Annotated in this window: 14 protein-coding genes; 3 read left to right on the top strand and 11 right to left on the bottom strand. The window is 68.8% G+C overall.

The genetic code is table 11. The features are described 5' to 3' along the window. Window positions 1-268: 268 nt before the first annotated feature. Genes glgB through AC4D16_RS15405 form a run of 3 tightly spaced genes read right to left on the bottom strand, consistent with a single transcriptional unit; the run spans window position 269 to window position 7,904 of the window. A complete protein-coding gene (glgB, locus tag AC4D16_RS15395; RefSeq protein WP_490955614.1) occupies window positions 269-4,099 on the bottom strand; it encodes a 1,4-alpha-glucan branching protein GlgB in 3,831 nt (1,276 codons plus the stop codon). After that, complete coding sequence (gene treS / locus AC4D16_RS15400) at window positions 4,096-5,865, bottom strand: maltose alpha-D-glucosyltransferase (protein ID WP_490950832.1); 1,770 nt, start codon at window positions 5,863-5,865, stop codon at window positions 4,096-4,098. The genes glgB and treS overlap by 4 nt, the downstream gene beginning before the upstream one ends. Next, window positions 5,865-7,904 (bottom strand): alpha-1,4-glucan--maltose-1-phosphate maltosyltransferase, encoded by a 2,040-nt coding sequence (locus AC4D16_RS15405; protein WP_490955615.1) that lies wholly within the window; start codon window positions 7,902-7,904, stop codon window positions 5,865-5,867. The genes treS and AC4D16_RS15405 overlap by 1 nt, the downstream gene beginning before the upstream one ends. A gap of 134 nt (window positions 7,905-8,038) precedes the next feature. Between AC4D16_RS15405 and glgP the strand changes: the two genes are divergently transcribed. Then, the gene (gene glgP / locus AC4D16_RS15410) at window positions 8,039-10,651 is read left to right on the top strand and encodes an alpha-glucan family phosphorylase (RefSeq protein ID WP_490955616.1); all 2,613 of its coding nucleotides are present in this window, start codon (window positions 8,039-8,041) and stop codon (window positions 10,649-10,651) included. Window positions 10,652-10,745: 94 nt separating this feature from the next. Here the strand turns inward: glgP and glgX are convergent, their stop codons facing one another. The 5 genes from glgX to AC4D16_RS15435 form a co-directional block, all read right to left on the bottom strand. Next, entirely contained in the window at window positions 10,746-12,893 is a 2,148-nt protein-coding gene (gene glgX / locus AC4D16_RS15415; RefSeq protein ID WP_490955617.1) for a glycogen debranching protein GlgX, read from the bottom strand. Window positions 12,894-12,901: 8 nt separating this feature from the next. Then, window positions 12,902-13,885 (bottom strand): 23S rRNA (guanosine(2251)-2'-O)-methyltransferase RlmB, encoded by a 984-nt coding sequence (gene rlmB / locus AC4D16_RS15420; protein WP_490955618.1) that lies wholly within the window; start codon window positions 13,883-13,885, stop codon window positions 12,902-12,904. Between the two features lie 53 nt (window positions 13,886-13,938). After that, the gene (gene cysS, locus AC4D16_RS15425; RefSeq protein ID WP_490955619.1) at window positions 13,939-15,411 is read right to left on the bottom strand and encodes a cysteine--tRNA ligase; all 1,473 of its coding nucleotides are present in this window, start codon (window positions 15,409-15,411) and stop codon (window positions 13,939-13,941) included. 9 nt (window positions 15,412-15,420) lie between these two features. Then, window positions 15,421-16,692: a 2-C-methyl-D-erythritol 4-phosphate cytidylyltransferase gene (gene ispD / locus AC4D16_RS15430; protein WP_490955620.1), complete on the bottom strand. Its 1,272-nt coding sequence runs from the start codon at window positions 16,690-16,692 to the stop codon at window positions 15,421-15,423. Between the two features lie 94 nt (window positions 16,693-16,786). Continuing rightward, window positions 16,787-17,269 (bottom strand): CarD family transcriptional regulator, encoded by a 483-nt coding sequence (locus tag AC4D16_RS15435; protein WP_026545321.1) that lies wholly within the window; start codon window positions 17,267-17,269, stop codon window positions 16,787-16,789. Between the two features lie 256 nt (window positions 17,270-17,525). Here AC4D16_RS15435 and AC4D16_RS15440 point away from each other — a divergent pair, with 256 nt between their 5' ends. After that, on the top strand, window positions 17,526-18,059 hold the full coding sequence (locus tag AC4D16_RS15440; protein ID WP_490950839.1) for a hypothetical protein: 534 nt from the start codon (window positions 17,526-17,528) through the stop codon (window positions 18,057-18,059). Between the two features lie 34 nt (window positions 18,060-18,093). On the opposite strand, the gene AC4D16_RS15445 is transcribed toward AC4D16_RS15440, so the two are convergent. Continuing rightward, window positions 18,094-18,774 carry a response regulator transcription factor gene (locus AC4D16_RS15445; protein WP_105032630.1) on the bottom strand — a complete coding sequence of 227 codons (681 nt, stop codon included), beginning with the start codon at window positions 18,772-18,774 and terminating at the stop codon, window positions 18,094-18,096. Then, window positions 18,771-20,006, bottom strand: coding sequence for a sensor histidine kinase (locus tag AC4D16_RS15450; RefSeq protein WP_490955621.1), 1,236 nt, complete (start codon window positions 20,004-20,006; stop codon window positions 18,771-18,773). Before AC4D16_RS15450 ends, AC4D16_RS15445 begins: the two co-directional genes overlap by 4 nt. A gap of 172 nt (window positions 20,007-20,178) precedes the next feature. Here AC4D16_RS15450 and phoU point away from each other — a divergent pair, with 172 nt between their 5' ends. Next, on the top strand, window positions 20,179-20,838 hold the full coding sequence (gene phoU, locus AC4D16_RS15455; protein WP_490950841.1) for a phosphate signaling complex protein PhoU: 660 nt from the start codon (window positions 20,179-20,181) through the stop codon (window positions 20,836-20,838). Between the two features lie 122 nt (window positions 20,839-20,960). Here phoU and AC4D16_RS15460 read toward each other — a convergent pair whose 3' ends face one another. Beyond that, window positions 20,961-21,707 (bottom strand): phosphoglyceromutase, encoded by a 747-nt coding sequence (locus AC4D16_RS15460; protein WP_490950842.1) that lies wholly within the window; start codon window positions 21,705-21,707, stop codon window positions 20,961-20,963. Between the last annotated feature and the right edge of the window lie 23 nt (window positions 21,708-21,730).

Here is a 21,730-nt window from a genome sequence, read left to right on the forward strand (position 1 = left end):
ACACAACCAAACCGTCATGTCATCGCTCCGAAGCAACTTTTGAAGCTTACCCGCACTGTCTCCGTATCTCCAAATCCGCCGGTTCCCACCGCCCCCGGGTCACGACCCATCCAGATGAATGGAGGTGAACCCCGTTTGTGTGGTTGTCGGCCGACCAGATTGCTTCATCAGCGCGGATATAAACAGTAGCACCGGATCGCCCTGGATGTAAAACAGCTATGGACCCCCCTCGGTGAGGAAGATCCACAGCTGCTACGACCAGTCGGACTCAGGAGCCGGCGGGCTTGAGGTACAGCACCCCCAGCGGCGGCACGCGGACGTCACCATAGGCGGGCTGCCCGTTGTGCGCGCCCTCCCGCGCGGTCACGTGCCCGTCGTTGCCCACACCCGAGCCGCCGAACTGCGAGGAGTCCGTGTTGAGGACCTCCGTCCACTCCCCCGCCCACGGCAGGCCGACGCGGAACCCTTCGTGCGGGCCGCCCGCGAAGTTGGCGATGCAGACGAGCGGGTTGCCCTGGTGGTCCCACCGAATGAAGGAGAGAGTGTTGTGCTCGCCGTCGTTCTCGTCGATCCACTGGAAGCCGGCGGGCTCGTTGTCCCGTGCGTAGAGAGCAGGCGTCTCCCGGTAGATGGCATTGAGCGATCGGACGAGCTCCTGCACACCCTTGTGGGACGGGGTGTCCGTCAGGTACCAGTCCAGGCTGTGCTGCTCGGCCCACTCCGCTTCCTGGGCGAACTCCGACCCCATGAAGATGAGCTGCTTGCCGGGGTGCGCCCACTGGAAGGCGAGGTAGGCCCGGACGTTGGCGAGCTGCTGCCATCGGTCACCCGGCATCTTGCGCAGGAGCGATCCCTTGCCGTGGACCACCTCGTCGTGACTGATGGGCAGCATGAAGTTCTCGGTGTAGGCGTAGACCATCGAGAACGTCGCCTTGCCGTGGTGGTGCACCCGGTTGATCGGGTCCTCGGAGATGTACTCGAGGGTGTCGTGCATCCAGCCCATGTTCCACTTGATGCCGAACCCGAGGCCGCCGCTGCTCGTGGGCCGGGTGACGCCGTCGAACGCCGTCGACTCCTCCGCGACCATGACGATGCCCGGCGCCCGCTTGTACGCCGTGGCGTTGACCTCCTGCAGGAAGGAGATGGCCTCCAGGTTCTCCTGCCCGCCGAACTTGTTCGGCCGCCACTGGCCCTCTTCGCGGGAGTAGTTCAGGTAGAGCATCGACGCGACGGCGTCGACGCGCAGTCCGTCGATGTGGAACTCCTCGAGCCAGTACAGTGCGTTCGCGACCAGGAAGTTGCGCACCTCCCGACGGCCGAAGTCGAAGATGAGGGTCCCCCAGTCCCGGTGCTCCCCGAGGAACGGGTCACCGTGCTCGTACAGCGTGCCGCCGTCGAAGGTGGCCAGGGCCCAGGCGTCCTTGGGGAAGTGGGCCGGGACCCAGTCCATGATGACGCCGATGCCGGCCTGGTGGAGGCGGTCCACCAGGTACTTGAAATCGTCGGGCGAACCGAAGCGTGAGGTCGGCGCGAAGTACGACGTGACCTGGTACCCCCACGAACCACCGAAGGGGTGCTCGGCGACGGGCATCAGCTCGACGTGCGTGAACCCCTGCCAGGACACGTACTCGGTGAGCTGCTCGGCGAGCTCCCGGTAGCTGAGGCCCTGGCGCCAGGAGCCGAGGTGCACCTCGTAGACGCTCATCGGGCCGTTGTGCGGGTCCCCGGCGGCGCGCGCGGCCATCCACTCGTCGTCGCCGAACGTGTAGCTCGACTCGACGACCTTCGACCCGGTCAGCGGCGGCACCTCGGTGCCGCGTGCCATGGGGTCCGCCTTCTCGCGCCACTGGCCGTCGCTGCCGAGGATCTTGAACTTGTAGCAGGTGTCCGCGCCGGCTCCCGGGATGAAGATCTCCCAGATTCCCGAGCTGCCGAGCGCACGCATCGCATTGACGCTGCCGTCCCAGCCGTTGAAGTCCCCCATGACCTGGACGGCGCGGGCGTTCGGTGCCCACACGGCGAAGGACACGCCCTCGATGTCGCCCAGGACCGACGAGTAGTGCCGGACGTGCGCGCCGAGGGCGGTCCACAGCGTCTCGTGCCGGCCCTCCCCGATCAGGTGCATGTCGATCTCGCCGAGCGTGGGCAGGAACCGGTACGGATCGTCCACGAGGACGGGATCCGCTTCGTAGGTCACCTCGAGCCGGTAGTCGGGCACGTGGCCCGGATTCTCGGCGGGCATGGCCCCCACCCAGATGCCGTTGTGCTCGTGCGTCAACTCCGTGCGTCCGGATGCCGTCACGACGACGACGGAGCGCGCCAGGCGGCGCAGCGTGCGGATGGTGACGGTGTCGTCGTCGGCCAAGTGCGCTCCGAGGACGGCGTGCGGCTGGCGGTGGACGCCCTCGGAGACCTGCTGGAGCACGGACTGCTCGACGACCACCGGAACAGCGGCCGCCGTCGGGGCTTTCACGGGGGCGGCTGCTGGTGCATCGACCGCGGGCCTGCCCGGGGCGTTCGCACCCGAACCGTCGTTCTCGGCCGCGGCCGACACCTTCGCGGACGCCGTCGCGGCTGTGTCCGCGACCGCCTTGGCGGCCTTCTTCGCAACCTTCGCTGCCTTGCCCGCGATGGACTGCTCGCCGTTCTCGCCGGCGGATTTCTTCGGGGGGTTCATGTCTGCTGCTTTCGTTGCGTCGGCGGCGGGCTCAGCACCCAGTACACGGCGGACGTCCCGGACGGGCATCTCGACCCAGTCCGGCCTGTTGCGGATTTCGTAGACGACCTCGTAGAGGGCCTTGTCGAGCCAAAGAGCGCGGTAGAGGGCTCCCGAGGTGTCGACGGCGGAGCCGGACTCGTCGGAGTAGCCGGCGAGGAACGCGGCACGCGCTGCTGCGGACCACTGCTCGGTGACGTCGGCCTCGGGTGAGCCGGCAGGAGCCGGCCCGCGTGACGCCGCCGCGTACTCGAGGGAACGCACCATGCCCACGACGTCGCGGAGAGGGACGTCCGGGACGCTCCGCTCCTCGGTGGGCCGCAGGGGCTCGCCCTCGAAATCGATGATGAGCCAGGTGCCGTCCGGCGCCTGGAGGACCTGCCCGAGGTGCAGGTCGGCGTGGATGCGCTGCAACGGCGGGACGGCGTCGAGCTCCTCGACGCCACGCACGACGGCGTCGACCTCCGCCTGGAGGGGACCGACGGCGTCCGCCGCCTCCTCCCAGGCCCAGCGGATGCGGTGCGCGAGCGCCCGCCGGAACTCCTCCTGCTCCTCATCCGAGGCCTGCCTGCTGCCGAAGGCGCCGTCGAGCTGCTGGTGGATCCGCGCGATCGCGCGGCCGAGCTCGCGGGCCTCGTCGGAGAACTCGGTTCCCGAGGAGGCGGCGAGCGATGCGGTGCGCCACGCGTCGGTGCTGCCCTCGACGAAGTCGCGGAGGACGCTCACGTGTCCCGTGACGTGCCGGCCCGGCTCGCTGTGCGCCTGCTGCCAGGTCCCGGTGACCCACCCGTAGGTGTCGGGGGTGTCCGTGGAACCGCCCGCCGTGAGCCCGGCGCTGATCTGCACATCGGGGCTCTCGCCCGCCGCGAGGACGCGGAAGAACTTGACGATCATGGAGCCGGGCCCCGAGCCGTAGACCACGGAGGTGTTGGACTGCTCACCCTGCAGCACCTTCACGGGCTGCGATGCTCCGGGCCCCTGGTCCACGGGCTCCTTGATCAGGGTGCCGACCAGCCGTCCGTCGGCCGTCGAGCCGCCCTGCAGGATGAAGGACACCCACGCACGGACGAAATCGGGGTCGAACGTGGCGTCGTAGGCCCACCGGGAGCCGAGCTCGGGGTGATCGACCTTCCCGATGAGTCCCGCCGCGGCGTCGTTGAGTTCCTCCGTCCGATAACTGATCGGGACACTCACGACATCCGTGCGCCGGCCGGACTCCACGGCGAGGAAGTGCACCTCGAAGCCGGCCAGGCCGGCCGGGTCCTCCAGCACCGTCCCGCCGACGACGGTGATGTCGACGGAGCGGCTCCTCGCCGGGAACCAGCGCTGGGCGGGAAGCCACTCGGTGAGGATCTCCGGGATGTAGGGAGTGTGGGACGTCATGACCGTGACCCCTCCGCGATGGCGATGACGGGCATCGCCTCGGTGTGCGGTGAGGCGGAGTTGGAGGTCGCGGAGCGGACGCGCAGCCAGAAGAAGTCGTGGCTGCCGAGCGTGAGTGTGATCTCGCCGTCGTCCGCGAACGCCGGGAAGATCGCGCCGCCGAAAAGGTCGCGGAGCCCACGTCCGGCGAACTCGGGCAGGCGCATCCGCGCCGCCACGGGGTGCTGCGACAGGTTGAAGATGCAGAGCACCGATTCCGCCTGCTCGCCCTCGGCGTTCGCGACGTCCACCTCGCGGAGGAAGGCCAACACGTTCTCGGACTCGACCGGGACGTTGCGATAGCTGCCGAGGCCGAAGGCGGGGTGCGCCTTGCGGACGGCGAGCATCTGGCGGACCCAGTGCAGCAGCGAACTCGAGGTAGCCATCTGCGCCTCGACGTTCACGTGGTTGTAGTGGTAGACGAGCGACTGCACCACGGGGAGGTACAGCTTCCCGGGGTCCACCGGGGAGAACCCGGCATTGCGGTCCGGGTTCCACTGCATCGGGGTGCGCGACGCGTCGCGGTCCTCGAGCCAGATGTTGTCGCCCATGCCGATCTCGTCGCCGTAGTACAGGAACGGGCTGCCCGGGAGCGAGAGGAGCAGCGCGTGGATCAGCTCGACCTCCGCGCGGGAGTTGTCGAGGAGGGGCGAGAGCCTGCGACGGATACCCACGTTCGCCCGCATGCGCGGATCCGGTGCGTACCAACCGAGCATGGCTTCACGCTCCTCGTTGGTGACCATCTCGAGCGTCAGCTCGTCGTGGTTCCTGAGGAAGGTGCCCCACTGGGCGCCCGCGGGGATGTCGGGCGTGTCCTTCATGGTGTCGATGATGGGGGCGGCCTTCTGGTCCCGGAGGGCGTAGAACAGCCGCGGCATGATCGGGAAGTGGAAGGACATGTGGCACTCGGGGCCGTCCTCGTCACCGAAGTACTCGACGACCTCGTCCGGCATCTGGTTCGCCTCGGCGATGATGACGCGGCCGGGATACTTCTCGTCGACCATGGCCCGGAGGCGCTTGAGGAACTCGTGCGTCTTCGGCAGGTTCTCGCAGTTGGTGCCCTCCTCCTCGAAGAGGTAGGGGATGGCGTCCGCGCGGAAGCCGTCGATGCCCTGGTCGAGCCAGAACTTCACGACGTCGAAGATGGCTTCCTGCACCTTGGGGTTCTCGAAGTTGAGGTCCGGCTGGTGGTCGAAGAACCGGTGCCAGAAGAACTGGCGCCGCACCGGGTCGAAGCTCCAGTTGGACTCCTCGGTGTCAACGAAGATGATGCGCGCGTCCTGGTACTTCTCGTCCGTGTCGCTCCAGACGTAGAAATCGCCGTAGGGGCCCTCGGGATCGCTGCGCGACTCCTGGAACCAGTGGTGCTGGTCCGAGGTGTGGTTCATGGGGAGATCGATGATGACGCGGACGCCGCGCGCGTGCGCCTCGGCCACGAGCCGCTTGAAGTCGCCGAGGGAACCGAACTCGTCCAGGACGTCGTAGTAGTCGGAGATGTCGTAGCCGCCGTCGCGCAGCGGGGACTTGAAGAACGGCGGCAGCCAGAGGCAGTCGACCCCCAGCCACTGCAGGTAGTCGAGCTTCTCGATCAGACCGGACAGATCGCCGGAGCCGTCCCCGTTCGCGTCGGCGAATCCACGGACCAGGGCCTCGTAGAACACCGCCTTGCGGTACCAGTGCGGGTCATGGGCCAGTCCCGGCGCGTTGAGCTGGAAGGGGTTGGGCACTAGTGCTGCCTCCTGATTGAAAGAACATGGGCGGGCTCGACGTGCGGGTCCAGCCTGACGTAGTTGTACTCGCCCCACTCGAAGGTCTGCCCCGTGATGAGGTCGTCCACCACGAACGTACCGTTCTCGTCGAAGTCCTCCGGCGCGAGCCCGAGCCGGGAGAGGTCGAGGGAGACCGTACTCTCCCGGGTACTGTGCGGGTCCACGTTCACGACCACGATGATCGTGTCCTTGCCCGCGGACGTCTCCTTGTGCTTGGCGAAAACCACCGTGTCGGGGTCCGTGCTGCCGTGGATGCTGAGGTTCTCGAGGTCCCCGAGTGCCGGGTGCGAGCGTCTGATGGTGTTCAGTCGCGCGATGAAGGGGGCGAGGGAGCGGCCCGCCGCCTCGGCCGCCGCGTAGTCACGGGGCCGGAACTGGAACTTCTCGTTGTCGATGTACTCCTCGGCGCCCGGCCGCGCGACGTGCTCGAAGAGTTCGTACCCCGAGTAGACACCCCACAGCGGGCTGGCCATGGACGCCAGGACCGCGCGGATCTTGAACGCCGCCGGCCCGCCGTACTGCAGGTACTCCGTGAGGATGTCCGGGGTGTTCACGAAGAAGTTCGGCCGGAAGTAGGACGGTGAGACCTTGCTGATCTCCGTGAAGTACTCCTCCAGCTCCGTCTTGGTGTTGCGCCAGGTGAAATAGGAGTACGACTGCTGGAAGCCTGCACGGCCGAGAGCGTGCATCATCGGCGGACGGGTGAAGGCCTCGGCGAGGAAGATGACGTCGGGGTGCTGCGCGTTCACGCGGGCGATCAGCCACTCCCAGAACTGCACCGGCTTGGTGTGGGGGTTGTCGACGCGGAAGATCTTCACGCCGTGCCCCACCCACATCAGGGTGATCCGCAGGACCTCCTCGGCGAGACCCGTGGGGTCGTTGTCGAAGTTGATGGGGTAGATGTCCTGGTACTTCTTGGGCGGGTTCTCCGCGTACGCGATGGAACCGTCCACGCGCGTGGTGAACCACTCGGGGTGGCTCTGGACCCAGGGATGGTCGGGGGACGCCTGGAGGGCGAGGTCCAGCGCCACCTCGAGGCCGAGCTCGGCGGCCCGGGCGACGAACGCGTCGAAGTCCTCGAAGGTCCCGAGGTCGGGGTGGATGGCGTCGTGGCCTCCCTCAGCGGAACCGATGGCCCACGGTGAGCCGGGATCCGCGGGCCCGGCGACGAGCGTGTTGTTCGGGCCCTTGCGGTGTGCGCGGCCGATCGGGTGAATCGGAGGGAGATAGACGACGTCGAAGTTCATGGCCGCGACCGCGTCGAGGCGCTTAGCCGCCTCACGGAAGTTCCCCGAGGTCCACTCGGCGGTGTCGGGGTTGTACGTCGCACCCTCCGAGCGCGGGAAGAACTCGTACCACGCGGCCTTTCCCGCGATCTCCCGCTCGACGTTGATGGGGAAGGGTTCGGACGACGTGACGAGCGTCCGAAGGGGCTGCCTGCCGATCGCCTCGTGGATCTCAACCGAGAGACCCGCGGCGAGGCGCGCCTCGACGCTCTGATCGGTGACGGACAGGGCCTTGGCCGTACGCCGGAAGAGCTGGGCGTCCGCCGGCGAGCGCTCCGCGGCGGCGCGGGTGAACAGCGCCGCACCCTCGGCCAGCATGAGGTCGACGTCGACGCCCGCTGCGATCTTGATCGTGGCGTCGTGCTCCCAGGTGCCGAAGACGTCCGACCACCCCTCGATGGTGAAGGTGTGGAGCCCCTCCGCCCGGGGGGTCAGCGTTCCGGCCCAGCGGTCGAGGCCGGAGCCGACCGGCGTCATGCGCACACGCTGCACCTCGACGCCCTGGGGGTCGTGGAGGACCGCCGAGACGCCCAGCTGGTCGTGGCCCTCGCGGAACACGGTGGCTCCGATGGCGATATCCGCTCCGGGAATCCCCTTCGCGGGGAATGCACCACCCTCGACAACGGGACTGACCGCCGTGATGGGAATGCGTCCGAAGCGCAGGCCTTGCGGATAGGGGACGTGTCGGTTCTGATCACTAGTGGTCGTCACTTCTACGACGTTAGCGAGTAATGGTCCGAATTGCTAAGGGCGCTTCAGGTAACAGGAGGTCCATTCCGGCGTCATGCAAGCGTTTGCGTGGCGCGCTCTCCCCTCCCCGGAGCAAGTGCGCTAGCGTAACCGGGGTGAAGGCAATCCGTAGATTTACCGTCCGAACCGTCCTCCCCGAGAGCATTGCGCCGCTCGGAAAACTCGCGGGTAATCTGCGCTGGTCCTGGCACCTGCCGACCTCGCGCCTGTTCGAGGAGATCGATCCGGCAGCGTGGGAGGAGAGCGGGCACGACCCCGTGTCCTTCCTCGGCTCCGTGACCCGCGAGAAGCTCCAGCAGCTCGCGGCGGACGAGAAGCTCGTGAAGCGCATCCAGGAGCTCGGCGCTGATCTCGATGCCTACCTGACGAAGCCGCGCTGGTACCAGGGCCTCGGCGAGGACGCACCCCGCTGCATCGCCTACTTCTCCCCCGAGTACGGCATCAGCGCCGTGCTCCCCCAGTACTCCGGCGGTCTCGGGATCCTCGCGGGCGATCACCTGAAGTCCGCCTCGGACCTCGGCGTGCCCCTCATCGGCGTCGGGCTCCTCTACCAGGCCGGCTACTTCAAGCAGTCCCTCTCCCGTGATGCGTGGCAGCAGGAGACCTACCCGGTCCTAGACCCGGACGGCCTGCCCCTCACGCTGCTGCGCGAGGAGGACGGTACCGCCGCGACGGTGGTACTGCCCCTGCCGAACGGCCGCCAGCTGTCCGCGCACATCTGGCGCGCCGACGTCGGCCGCGTGCCCCTCCTGCTCCTCGACTCCAACGTGGCCGAGAACGACGAGGCCGCACGCAACGTGACCGACCGCCTGTACGGCGGTGGCGGCGACCAGCGCCTGCAGCAGGAACTCCTTCTCGGGATGGGCGGGGTCAAGGCCCTGCGCATCTTCGAGCGCCTCACCGGTACGCCCACCCCGGAGGTGTTCCACACCAACGAGGGCCACGCCGGCTTCCTCGGGATCGAGCGCATCCGCGAGCTCATGGACCCGTCCAACGAGTCCCCCATGAGCTGGGAGGAAGCCCTCACCGCGGGTCGCGCCTCCACCGTGTTCACCACCCACACTCCGGTCCCCGCAGGTATCGACCGCTTCGACCGCTCGCAGATCGAGCACTTCTTCCACGCAGGGCTCGCGCCGTCGGTCCCCACCGACCGGGTGCTCGCCCTCGGCGCCGAGAACTACGACGACGGCGACCCCTCGAAGTTCAACATGGCCGTCATGGGTCTTCGCCTGGCGCAGCGCGCGAACGGCGTGGCCAAGCTGCACGGTGAGGTCTCGCGCGGCATGTTCTCCGGGCTCTGGCCGGGGTTCGACACACGCGAGGTACCCATCTCCTCGGTGACCAACGGCGTGCACGTGCCCAGCTGGGTCGATCCCGAGATCGCGGACTTCGCGCTGGAGAACTTCGGCGCCGACTCGATCCTCGATCCCCAGTGGAGCAAGGTGTACGACGTCCCGGACACGGACATCTGGGCCCTGCGCCGTCGGCTACGCTCCAACCTCGTGGACGACGTGCGACGTCGCCTGCGCGCCTCGTGGAAGACGCGTGGTGCCGCCGACGCCGAGCTGACGTGGACGGACTCCGTGCTCGATCCCGACGTCCTCACGATCGGCTTCGCCCGGCGCGTGCCGACCTACAAGCGCCTCACGCTCATGCTGCGCAACCCCGAGCGCCTCAAGGCCCTCCTGCTGCACCCCGAGCACCCGATCCAGCTCGTGATCGCCGGGAAGTCGCACCCGGCCGACGAGCAGGGCAAGCGCATGATCCAGGACCTGGTCCGGTTCACCGACGACCCCGAGGTGCGTCACCGCATCGTCTTCCTCCCCAACTACGACATCGCGATGGCCCTGACGCTCTTCCCCGGCTGCGACGTCTGGCTGAACAACCCGCTGCGTCCGCTCGAGGCCTGTGGCACCTCCGGGATGAAGGCCGCCATCAACGGTGGCCTCAACCTCTCGGTCCTCGACGGCTGGTGGGACGAGATGTACGACGGCGACAACGGCTGGGCGATCCCGACCGCGAACAATGGCGCCTCCGCCGACGAGCGGGACGACATCGAGGCCTCCGCGCTGTACGACCTCCTCGAGACGCAGGTGGGCCCGCGCTTCTACTCCCTGGTCCCGGCCGATGGAGCCGGGGCGGCCGGCCCGTCCGAACCGTCGCGCGACGGCGTTCCCCACCAGTGGATCGCGATGATCAAGCACACGATGGCCACCCTCGGCCCCGCGGTGTCCGCCGAGCGGATGCTGCAGGACTACGTGGAGAAGCTGTACCGGCCCGCCTGGCGCGCCGGTCAGGAAGCCGCGGCCGACCACTTCTCCTCGGCGAAGAGGACCGCGGCCTGGCGCTCGAGGGTGCAGGGCAGCTGGCCCGCCGTGCAGGTGGAGCACGTCGACTCCACCGGCGTCTCGGAGGACCCGCAGATCGGGGACTCGCTCACCGTGAACGCGTACGTGGCACTCGGTGGGCTGAACCCCGACGACGTGTCGGTGGAGGTCGTCTACGGACGGGCACATGACAGTGACGAGCTCAGTGAGGTGACCGCCGAGGACCTCTCCATGGCGGAGAACCTCGGTAGCGGCCGCTACCTGTTCACCGGAGGTATCCGGATCGACCACTCAGGGTCCTTCGGATACACCGTGCGGGTGCTGCCGAAGCACGTGACACTCGCCACGAAGGCCGAACTGGGACTGGTCGTCAACGCCTGATCCGCCTCGCCCCTACGACGAAGCCCGGGACCACGGTCCCGGGCTTCGTCGTGTGACGGCGTGTGTGGACGCGACGTCGGAGGCCGCTGCGCGGTCAGCAGCTGTAGGTACGGAGCGAGACCGCCTGCACGGTGTCGGGTTCACCGGACCGGCGCCGTACCGGTTCCGAGGCGTCAGCAGGGTCATCGGTTTCGGCGGTGTCAGCGGTATCAGCGGTATCGCTGATGGCTGCGGAGTCGAAGGTGAGCCTGAAGGAACGGGGGCGTGCGCCCTCGACACCCTGCCCTAACAGGACCCATGCGGAGGGCAGGTGGATCCGGACGTCCTCGAGGGAGCCGTTCATCACCACCAGACCGTTGATGGAGCCGTCCCTGGAGCCGAGCAGGAGCTGCACGGTCCGGGTGGCGGGGTTGTTCCACTCCTCCGCCGTCATGGGCAGGCCGGCCGCGTTGAACCACAGGAGGGTCGACTGGTCCACGCGGGACGGGAACGTGGCCGGTTGCGCACCGAGGAAGTCGCGCCGGATGGACAGGAGTGTGCGCGTGGCCTCCAGCATGCGCAGCGCGGCGCCGTCCCGGGGCCAGTGCACCCAGGCGAGCTCGTTGTCCTGGCAGTAGGCGTTGTTGTTGCCCCGCTGCGTGCGTCCGAACTCGTCGCCGGCGGTCAGCATCGGCACGCCGAGCGAGATCAGCAGCGACGCCATGATGTTGCGGGAACTCCGCTCCCGCGCAAGGAGCACCTCCGGATCCTTCGAAGGGCCCTCCACGCCGTGGTTGTAGCTCCTGTTGTCCCCGTGGCCGTCCCGGTTGTGCTCCCCGTTGGCCTCGTTGTGCTTTTCCTCGTAGGCCACGAGGTCCGCGAGCGTGAAGCCGTCGTGCGCCGTGACGAGGTTGACGGAGGCGAGAGGGCTGCGGCCCGAGGCGCCGAAGGTGTCCGCCGATCCGGCCAGGCAACCCGCGAGGCGGGCAGGGGACGACGCCGCGCCGCCCGCAGCGAGCGACTTCACGTCGCCCAGCCAGAAATCGCGCACCGTGTCGCGGAAACCGTCGTTCCAGTCCGCCCAGCCCACCGGGAAGCGCCCCGTCTGCCAGCCCTCCGGACCGATGTCCCATGGCTCCGCGATCAGCTTGGTGCCGCTCAGCGCCTTCGACGCTCCCGCGGCCACGAGGAAGGGGTGCCTGGGTGTGAAGCGGTTGTTCTCGTCGCGCGAGAGCGTGACCGCGAGGTCGAAACGGAAACCGTCCACGCCGCATTCCTCGACCCAGTACCGGAGCGAGTCCAGAGCCATCCCGACCACGCGGGACTTCGAGAAGTCGAGGCTGTTACCGCAGCCGGTGGTGTCCACGTACCGGCCGTCGTCGTCGTGCCGGTAGTAGTCCGTGTCACCGAGGCCGCGCCAGCACAGCGCGGGGCGGCCCTGCTCGCCCTCCCCCGTGTGGTTGTACACGACGTCGAGGATGACCTCGAGACCGGCCTCGTGCAGCGTGCGGACCATCGACTTGAACTCGTCGAGCACCGCTGCGGGGCCCGCCGCCCTCGCCGCCGCCGTCGCGTAGTCCGTGTGTGCGGAGAAGAAGCCGAGCGTGTTGTAGCCCCAGTAGTTCGTGAGGCCGAGCGGTCCGAGGTGCGGTTCGTCGATGTGGAAGTGGACGGGGAGGAGTTCCACGGCCGTGACACCGAGGTCGCGGAGGTACCCCGTCATGGCGGGGTGCGCCAGGCCGGCGTAGGTCCCGCGGAGTTCCTCGGGGATGTCCGGGTGCAGCTTCGTGAGGCCCTTGACGTGCGCCTCGTAGATGACGGTGTCGCGCCACGGGGTCCGTGGGTGTGCGGACCCTCCCCAGTCGAAGGTGTGCTCGAGGAACACCGAGTAGTAGACGGTCGTCGTGCCGTCCGCAGCATCGGCAGCATCGATCGTCTCGATGGCCCGCGCGTACGGATCCAGGAGGAGCTGCGCGGAGCCGGCGGCACCCGGCAGGTCCTTGCCCGTGGGCCAGAACGCATAGAGCGCCCCCGGCGCCACGGGGCCGACGACGCCGTGGTGCACGCCGCCGTCAAGCCCCACGAGGGTGTCGGAGGTCCAGGAACCGTCCTCACGCCGCCAGTGCACGTCCATGGACGCGATGCCGGGAGCCCATACCGCGGCGTTGGCGTGGCTGTCCACGCCCCAGGCGTTCCTGATGGCGTGGAGCCCCAGGGGGAACTCGCGGGAGGCGTGGGGCAGCGAGTGGACGAACTGCGTCATGGTGCCGGTCAGGCCGATCGCTGACGGGAGATCTCGTAGAGCGAGATACCCACCGCCATGGACGCATTGAGCGACTCCATGGCGGAGTCGATGGGGATGGAGACGATCTGGTCGCAGTTCTCCCGCACCAGCCGGGACAGGCCCTTGCCCTCGGAACCGACGACGAGGCAGATGGGGTCCCGTCCGAGGGTGAGCTCGGGCAGCGAGATGTCGCCGTCGCCGTCGAGCCCGAGGACGAAGATGCCCTTCTCCTTCATCGACTTCAACGCCGAGTTCAGGTTGCCCACCCGGGCGACCGGCACGCGCACGGCCGCACCCGCGCTGGTCTTCCAGGCCGACGCCGTGACGCCGACGGACCGGCGCTCCGGCACGATCACACCGTGGCTGCTGAACGCGGACGCCGATCGGATGATGGCCCCGAGGTTGCGGGGGTCGGTGATGCCGTCGAGGGCGACGAACAGCGGGGCGTTACCGATGTGGCCCCGGCGGTACCGCTCGATCGTCGCGTCCACGAGGTCGATGGCATCCGCGTACTCGTAGGGAGGGATCTGCAGCATGAGGCCCTGGTGCACCGCGCCGTCGGTCATGCGGTCGAGCTCCTGCTTGCCCGTCTCCATGACGGGGATGCCGCGCTCGGCGGCCATCTTCAGCGACTCCCGCACGCGGTCGTCCATCTCGATGCGGATGGCGACGTGCAGGGCCTTCGCGGGGATCCCGGCGCGCAGAGCCTCGACCACGGAGTTGCGGCCGGTGACGACCTCCTCGGCCGCCTTCCCCTTCGTGCGGCCGGTGCCGGCACCCTTGCCGCCCGCGCGCTTGGCAGCGGAGCGCTCGGCGAGCTCCTTGCTCTTGTACGCCTTGTGGTACGGGCGATCCTCGGCCTTGGGCGTGGGGCCCCGGCCTTCGAGCGACTGCCGGCCGTGTCCGCCCGTGCCGATCGAGGGGCCCTTCTTCGTCTTGCGAACCGCGCCTGGGCGACCGTGAGTGGCCATGGAGAAACACCTTTGAATAGAGGAAGAGTAACCCCCAGTTTACGCGGCGCCCGTCACCCTCCGGAATGGGTGTCCGAGAGGGACCACCGGACGCCGTCCGCGGCGTCCTCCAGTGTGATGCCCGCCGCGGCGAGCGAGTCCCTGATCGCGTCGGCCCGGGACCAGTCGCGGGCCGCGCGCGCTGCACCCCGTTCGGCGATCCGGTCGGCGATCAGCGCGTCCAGCGCGTGCGTCAGGCCGGTCTCCGCCGCCCCGCCGTCGGCCGAGCCGGCGTCGTCGAGTCCGAGGACGCCCGTCATGGCGACGACGGCCGCGAGGCACTCGCGCACCGCGTCGTCGTCCTGCGCCATCAGGGCGATGTTGCCGGTCCGCACCGTGGTGTGGAGGACGGCGAGCGCCTGCGGCACGTTGAGGTCGTCGTCCATCGCCTCGGCGAAGGGTCCGGGCAGATCCGCGGTGAGCACGGGTCCGCGCACCGGTGCTCCGACGCGGGCGGACGCTTTCGCGATGAAGCCGTCGATCCGCGCCACGGCGGACCCGGCTTCCTGCAGGGACGTCTCGCGGTAGTCGAGGACCGAGCGGTAGTGGGCCTGGCCGAGGTAGTAGCGGACCACACGCGGGCCGGCGGCGGCGATCATCTCCTCGGGGCTCACGGTGTTGCCGAGGGACTTCGACATCTTCTCCCCGCGGTAGGTCACCATCCCGTTGTGCATCCAGAAGCGTGCGAACGCGTGGCCCGCGGCCTGCGACTGCGCCATCTCGTTCTCATGGTGCGGGAAGCGCAGATCGAGCCCGCCACCGTGGATGTCGAACTCCGTACCCAGGTACTTCGTGACCATGCTCGAGCACTCGAGGTGCCACCCGGGGCGCCCCGCACCCCAGGGGCTGGCCCATGAGGCGGTCGCGGGGTCCGTCTCCTTCGACCCCTTCCACAGGGCGAAGTCCCGGGGGTCCTTCTTGCCGCGGGGGTCGGCATCCGGCGCGGCCTGCATGTCGTCGATGTCCTGGCGCGTCAGGCTGCCGTAGGACGGCCAGGAGCGGACGTCGAAGTAGACGTCACCGGACGCATCGGGCGCGGGGTAGGCGTGGCCGCGGTCGATCAGCAGCTGGATCAGGGCGTGCATCTCCGGGATGTGGCCGGTGGCCCGCGGCTCGTACGTGGGTCGCCGGACCCCGAGGGCCGCGTAGGCCCGGTGGAACTCCTGCTCGAACCGGTAGGCCAGGGCCCACCACTCCTCCTCGGGCACCACGCCGGGCACCTCCCCGGCACCGGCGCGGAAGGACTCCTCGGACTTCGCGAGGATCTTGTCGTCGATGTCCGTGACGTTCCGGACCACGGTCACGCGGAGTCCGCGCGCCTCGAGCCAGCGGGTCAGCTGGTCGAAGGCGATGGCCGAGCGCACGTGGCCCACGTGCGGCATGCCCTGCACCGTGGCCCCGCAGTAGTAGAGGCTCACCCGACCCGGCTCGAGGGGTTCGAAGGCGCGCACCTCGGCGCGGGCGGTGTCATGGAATCGCAGGCTCACCGGTCCAGATTACCCGGCGGTCGAGGGTCCGCCCGGAGCGTCACCGGCGTGCACGCGGACGACGACGGCGGTGGCGACGGCCGCGACACCCTCGCCCCTGCCGGTCAGCCCCAGTCCGTCGGTGGTGGTCGCCGAGATGCTCACGGGCGCGCGGGCGGCGTCGGACAGCACGGCCTCCGCCTCGGCCCTGCGGGGCCCGAACGTCGGCCGGTTGCCGATCAGCTGCACCGCGACGTTCCCGATCTCGAAGCCCCCCGCCCGGACGATCGCTGCTGCGGCCGCCAGGAGCGTGTGTCCGGACGCACCGGCGTACTCGGGGCGGTCGGTGCCGAAGTGGGTTCCGAGGTCACCGACGCCGGCCGCGGAGAACAGGGCGTCCGCCGCCGCGTGCGCCACGACGTCGCCGTCGGAGTGCCCGGACAGCCCGCGCTCCCCCTCCCACAGCAGACCTCCGAGCCACAGCGGCGAGGGGTCCCCCTCCCCGGCGTAGGCGTGCACGTCCGTGCCGATACCGGTGCGCGGGAGAGGGGTCCGGTCCGGCATGGGTGCTCCTCGTGATGGTGCGGGTCGGGTGGCACCGGCGAGCACTGCTTCGGCGACGGTGAGATCGAGCGGGGTGGTGACCTTGAAGGCGAGCGGGTGGCCATCGACGACGCGCACCGTGGCGCCGACCGCCTCCATGAGCATGGCGTCGTCGGTGACGCCGGCGTGGTCCGAGGCCGGGTGGGCGTGGGCCGCCCGCAGCGCGGCGACGTCGAACCCCTGCGGGGTCTGGACGGCGCGCAGGCCCGCGCGCTCCAGTGTGCTCGTGACGACGTCGCCCGTCACGACCTTCACGGTGTCCACCACAGGGAGGACGGGCACGACGGCGTCCGCTCCCTCGCGGACGGCGTCGGCGACGCGGCGGAACACCTCCGCGGGGGTGAGGGCGCGAGCGGCGTCGTGCACGAGGACGACTGCCGTGCGCTCGGGGAGGAAGTCGAGGCCCGCACGCACGGAGTCGCTCCGGGTGGCTCCGCCCGGTACGGCGACCACCCCGACGTGCAGACGCGCCGCACGTTCGACGACCGCGGTCAGGAGGGCGTCCCCGGGAGGGATCACCACCACGACGGCGGACGCCACACCGGCGTCGAGGACGGCGCTCAGCGCGTGGTCGAGCAGGGTGCGCCCGGCGCACAGGACCCGCGCCTTCGGGATGCCGTGCCCCAGCCGTTGTCCCGAACCGGCGGCGACGATGACGACGCCTACGTCTGCGGGCGGGTCGTCGCGGTTCTCGGGCATTCCGTCACCCTATGACAGGCACACGAAAAAGAGGGACCCGAAAGTCCCTCTCCCCGTGCTGCCTGCTACCCCCGCGTCCACGAGGTCCGTTCGCCTAGGAGGCGAGGACCTCGTCGAGGACGGTTGCGGCCTTCTCCTCGTCGGTCTTCTCGGCGAGCGCGAGCTCCGAGATCAGGATCTGCCGCGCCTTGGCGAGCATTCTCTTCTCCCCTGCCGACAGACCGCGGTCGTGGTCGCGGCGCCAGAGATCCCGGACCACTTCCGCGACCTTGATGACGTCGCCCGAGGCGAGCTTCTCCAGGTTCGCCTTGTAACGACGTGACCAGTTGGTCGGCTCCTCGGTGAACTCGGCCCGGAGGACGTCGAACACGTGCTCGAGGCCTTCCTTGCCGACGACGTCCCGGACCCCTACGAGATCGACGTTCTCTGCTGGTACCTCTATTGTCAGATCGCCCTGAGCCACCTTGAGCTTGAGATACATCTTCTCTTCGCCCTTGACGGTGCGCATCTTGATCTCTTCGATCTTCGCGGCACCGTGGTGCGGGTAAACAACTGTTTCGCCAACCTCAAAAACCATGTGGACATTCCCCTTTCCCGCCGGTCAGTTTATCACGGGAACGACACGCCGATGCCGCGTTCTCGCAGGTCAGACGGCCTGAACAGCTCCAATTGACTATCCTTCGCCCCTTGACGGGAAGCCCTCGAGGTGATCCGGGTCTCCTCCTCGGACGAGGAACGGCACCACCTTCGGGCGGGGTTGCCGATAGTCTGGTGGCTAGGTCCACCCCGGATTCCGCATCAGTCCCGCCTGTAGAACCCCAGGAGTTTGCGCTGTGAAGAACGCACCCAAGAACCGAGTGCAGCCGGCCGTCGCTGCCGGCGCCGTCGTGATGATGCTGGGTGTCTCCGGCTGCAGTTTCACGGCCGAGCAGTTCACGGCGAACCCGTACGCGCCGTCGGACGGGATCGTGAAGGACCTGGGGCCCGTGCTGCTGCGCAACATCCTCGTGGTGGGCCGCGACGACGAGACCGCCGGGCGCCTGGTCGGGACGGTGTTCAACACGAGCGACGAACCCGTGGACCTGACCATCACGGCCGGTGGAGCAGCCACCGACATCACCATCGAGGGCCAGGGCCAGTACCGGTTCGAGGACGAGACGAGCGATGACGCGACACTCGAGGGCCTCGACGACAGCCCGGGCTCCCTGATCGACGTGGACTTCGAGACCGAGGGTGAACAGGCCGTCTTCCAGGTGCCCGTGCTCGACGGCACCCTCGAGGAGTACCGCGAGTACGTCCCCGGCGGCTACACCCCGCGACCGAGCGAACCCGCCGCGACCGAGGAAGCGGAGGGCGAGGGCGAGTAGTCCTCCCCCTCACCTCCGCCTCAACGACCGGACCTCAGGGCTCGTACTTGTAGCCGAGACCCCGGACCGTGATCAGGTACCGGGGGTTCGAGGGATCCGGCTCGACCTTCCCGCGCAGGCGCTTCACGTGGACGTCGAGCGTCTTGGTGTCACCCACGTAGTCCGAGCCCCAGACGCGGTCGATCAGCTGGCCGCGCGTCAGCACCCTGCCGGAGTTCCTCAGCAGCATCTCGAGGAGTTCGAACTCCTTGAGAGGCAGGGCGACCTGCTCGCCGTCGACGCTCACCACGTGACGTTCGATGTCCATGCGCACGGGCCCGGCCTGGATGGTGTTCGAGATGAGCTCCTCGGGCTCCCCCTGGCGTCGCAGCACCGCGCGCACGCGGGCCACGAGCTCCCGCGAGGAGTACGGCTTCGTGACGTAGTCGTCGGCGCCGAGTTCCAGGCCCACCACCTTGTCGATCTCGGCGTCCTTCGCCGTCAGCATGATCACGGGGACGCTCGAGCGCTGCCGCAGTTGCCGGCACACCTCGGTGCCGGAGAGCCCGGGCAGCTGGAGGTCCAGCAGCACCAGGTCCGCCCCGGAGCGGTCGAACTCGGTGATGGCATCGAGGCCGTTGTCCACGACGGACACCTCGAACCCTTCCTTGCCGAGGAGATAGGACAGCGGGTCGCTGAAGGACTCCTCGTCCTCGACGATCAGAATGCGGCTCAAGCCTTGACTCCCTGTTCCTGGGCAGCACTGCTGCCCTTCCTGTGTGATTTCTTGTCGGCCGCACCGTGCTTGGCGGCCTCCGAACCGTCCGCGGCGTCGTCCTCGGGGTTCCGTTCCATCTCGGGCAGGCGCACGGTGAAGGTGCTGCCCTGGCCGGCCTGGGACCACACTGTCACCTCTCCGCCGTGATTCGCGACGACGTGCTTGACGATGCTGAGCCCGAGGCCCGTACCCCCGGTCTGCCTGGAGCGTGCCGCGTCGATGCGGTAGAAGCGCTCGAAGATGCGTTCCTGCTCCTCCGGCGTGATCCCCGCGCCCTGATCCGTGACCGACACCTGGACGAGCCCGTCCCGGGAGCGTACGCCCACCCCCACGCGCGTGCCCTCCGGCGAGTAGCGGATCGCGTTGTCGATCAGGTTCCGGAACGCCGTCATCAGCAGGTCGCGGTCGCCGTACACGGGCGTGGAGACCGAGCCACCGACCACGATGTCGATCTGCTTGCTCTCCGCCGGGAGCTTGTTGCGGTCCACCGCCTCGGCGATCACGGCGTTGACGTCCACCGGCCTGCCGCGGCGGACCACGTCCGCGCCCTGCAGCCGTGAGAGCTCGATGATGTCCTGGACCAGTGCCGAGAGGCGGCCCGACTCCTTGTGCATGCGCTGCGCGAACCGCCGGACGGCCACCTCGTCCTCCGCGGCGTCGTCGATGGCCTCGGCGAGGAGGGAGATGGCGCCGACCGGCGTCTTCAGTTCGTGGGAGACGTTCGCCACGAAGTCGTTCCGGATCTCCTCGCTGCGCGTGATCTCCGTGCGGTCGTCGGCCAGGATCAGGATGTACTCGGCACCGAGGGCGGCCACGCGCACCTGGACCACGATGGTGCCCTGCCCGAGCGGGCCCCTGGGGAGTTCGAGCTGCTCCTGCTCGATCACGCCGTCGCGGCGCACGCGGGCTGTGAGCTCGAGCAGCTCCGCGTGGACGACGGTGTGACCGCGCACCAGGCCGAACGCGTAGGCCGCGGGGCTCGCGCGGACCACGCCGTCGATGGCGTCCACGATGACGTAGGCACGGCCGATGATCGAGAGGACCTCGGCGGCGCCCTCGGGCAGCGTCGGCTCGTCCTCGTAGAGGAGCCGGAGGCGCTGGGCCTCGCTCGCGCGGAATGCCGCCATGCCGCTCACGCCGAGGGCCAGGCCTACGAGACCGGCCACGAGCGTCAGGATGAGGGGGTCCACGGGCACAAGCTTATGCGCACGGATTTCGGCGCTCTCCCAGCCCGTTGGCGCGGCTCCGGGCGTTCAACTAACGTTCACACAAACCGTGACAACAGTTCACAGCCGGCTGAAAGGCTCGACGGTAGAACCATGACAGCGGTTGGATCACGAACCTCCAGGGAAGGACGCCTACGTGCGTAAGGTTTTTCAGGCGGAGCTGCACCAGATCGGTGAGGAGCTCATCGAGATCTCGCACCTGGTGTCCGATGCCATCAAGAAGGCCAACAGCGCCTTCCAGAGCGCCGACACCGAACTGGCACAGGACGTGATCGCCGCGGATGCGCGCATCGACTTCCTCCAGAACGACCTCGACGAGCGGGCGATCGACATCCTCGCGCTCCAGGGCCCGGTCGCCTCCGACCTCCGCATGATCGTGGGGGCGCTGCGGATGAGTGCCTCGCTCGAGCGGATGGGTGACCTGGCGCGGCATGTTGCCCAGCTCGCGCGGCTGCGTTTCCCGGCGAACGTGGTCCCCGAGAGCATCCGTGCGACGTTCGACGAGCTCGCCGAACTCGACGTGCAGATCGCGGCGAAGGTCACGGAGCTCCTCGAGACCCGCAACCTCGACCTCACCAACGAGATCAGCGCCGCCAACGCCCGGGTCAACGAACTCCACGCCGGCGTCTTCAAGGCCATCGCGTCCGAGCAGTGGTCGGAGAGCGCCCCGACCACGGTCGACGTCACGCTCGCCAGCCGCTACTACGAGCGCTTCGCAGACCACGGCGTCTCCGTGGCCCGCAAGGTCACCTACCTCGTGACCGGTGAGTGGCAGCCGAGTGCTCCGCTGAGCTGACCCTCACCCCTCCTACAGCACGCACACACGACGACGGCGGCCCCACCGGGACCGCCGTCGTTCTGTCTGCCGCTCGGGCAGTGTCCGAGCAGTGTTCGGGCAAAGTTCGGGCGGTGTGCGCGCTAGTGCTTGCCCTGGTTCGCGACGGCCTCGATCGCGGCCGCGGCCGCGTCGGCGTCGAGGTAGGTGCCACCCGCCTTCACGGGCTTCAGGTCCTCGTCCAGCTCGTAGACGAGCGGGATGCCCGTGGGGATGTTGAGCGACGCGATGTCCTTGTCGCTGATGCCGTCGAGGTGCTTCACCAGGGCGCGCAGCGAGTTGCCGTGGGCCGCGATGAGGACCGTCTTCCCCGCGCGGATGTCCACCGTGATGTCGGACTCCCAGTAGGGCAGGAGACGCTCGAGGACGTCCTTCAGGCACTCGGTGCGCGGGAGGTCGTCACCGAGGTCCGCGTACCGGGGATCGTGGGCCTGCGAGTACTCGCTGGAGTCGTCGAGGGGCGGCGGCGGGGTGTCGTAGGAGCGGCGCCACTCCATGAACTGCTCCTCGCCGAACTCCGCGAGGGTCTGGGCCTTGTCCTTGCCCTGCAGGGCACCGTAGTGGCGTTCGTTGAGGCGCCAGTTCCGCTTGACGTCGATCCACGTGCGGTCCGCGGCCTCGAGCGCCAGGTTCGCCGTGATGATGGCGCGCTTCTGGCGCGAGGTGTACACGATGTCGGGCAGGATTCCGGCCTCCGTGAGCAGGCGGCCGCCGCGGCTGGCCTCCTCGCGGCCCTTGGGGGTGAGATCGACGTCCACCCATCCGGTGAAGAGGTTCTTCTCGTTCCATTCGCTCTGGCCATGGCGCAGCAGGATCAGTGTGTAGGTCATGAATCCAGTCTGCCGCACGTGGC

This window comes from Arthrobacter sp. TJ-236 (assembly GCF_058269235.1).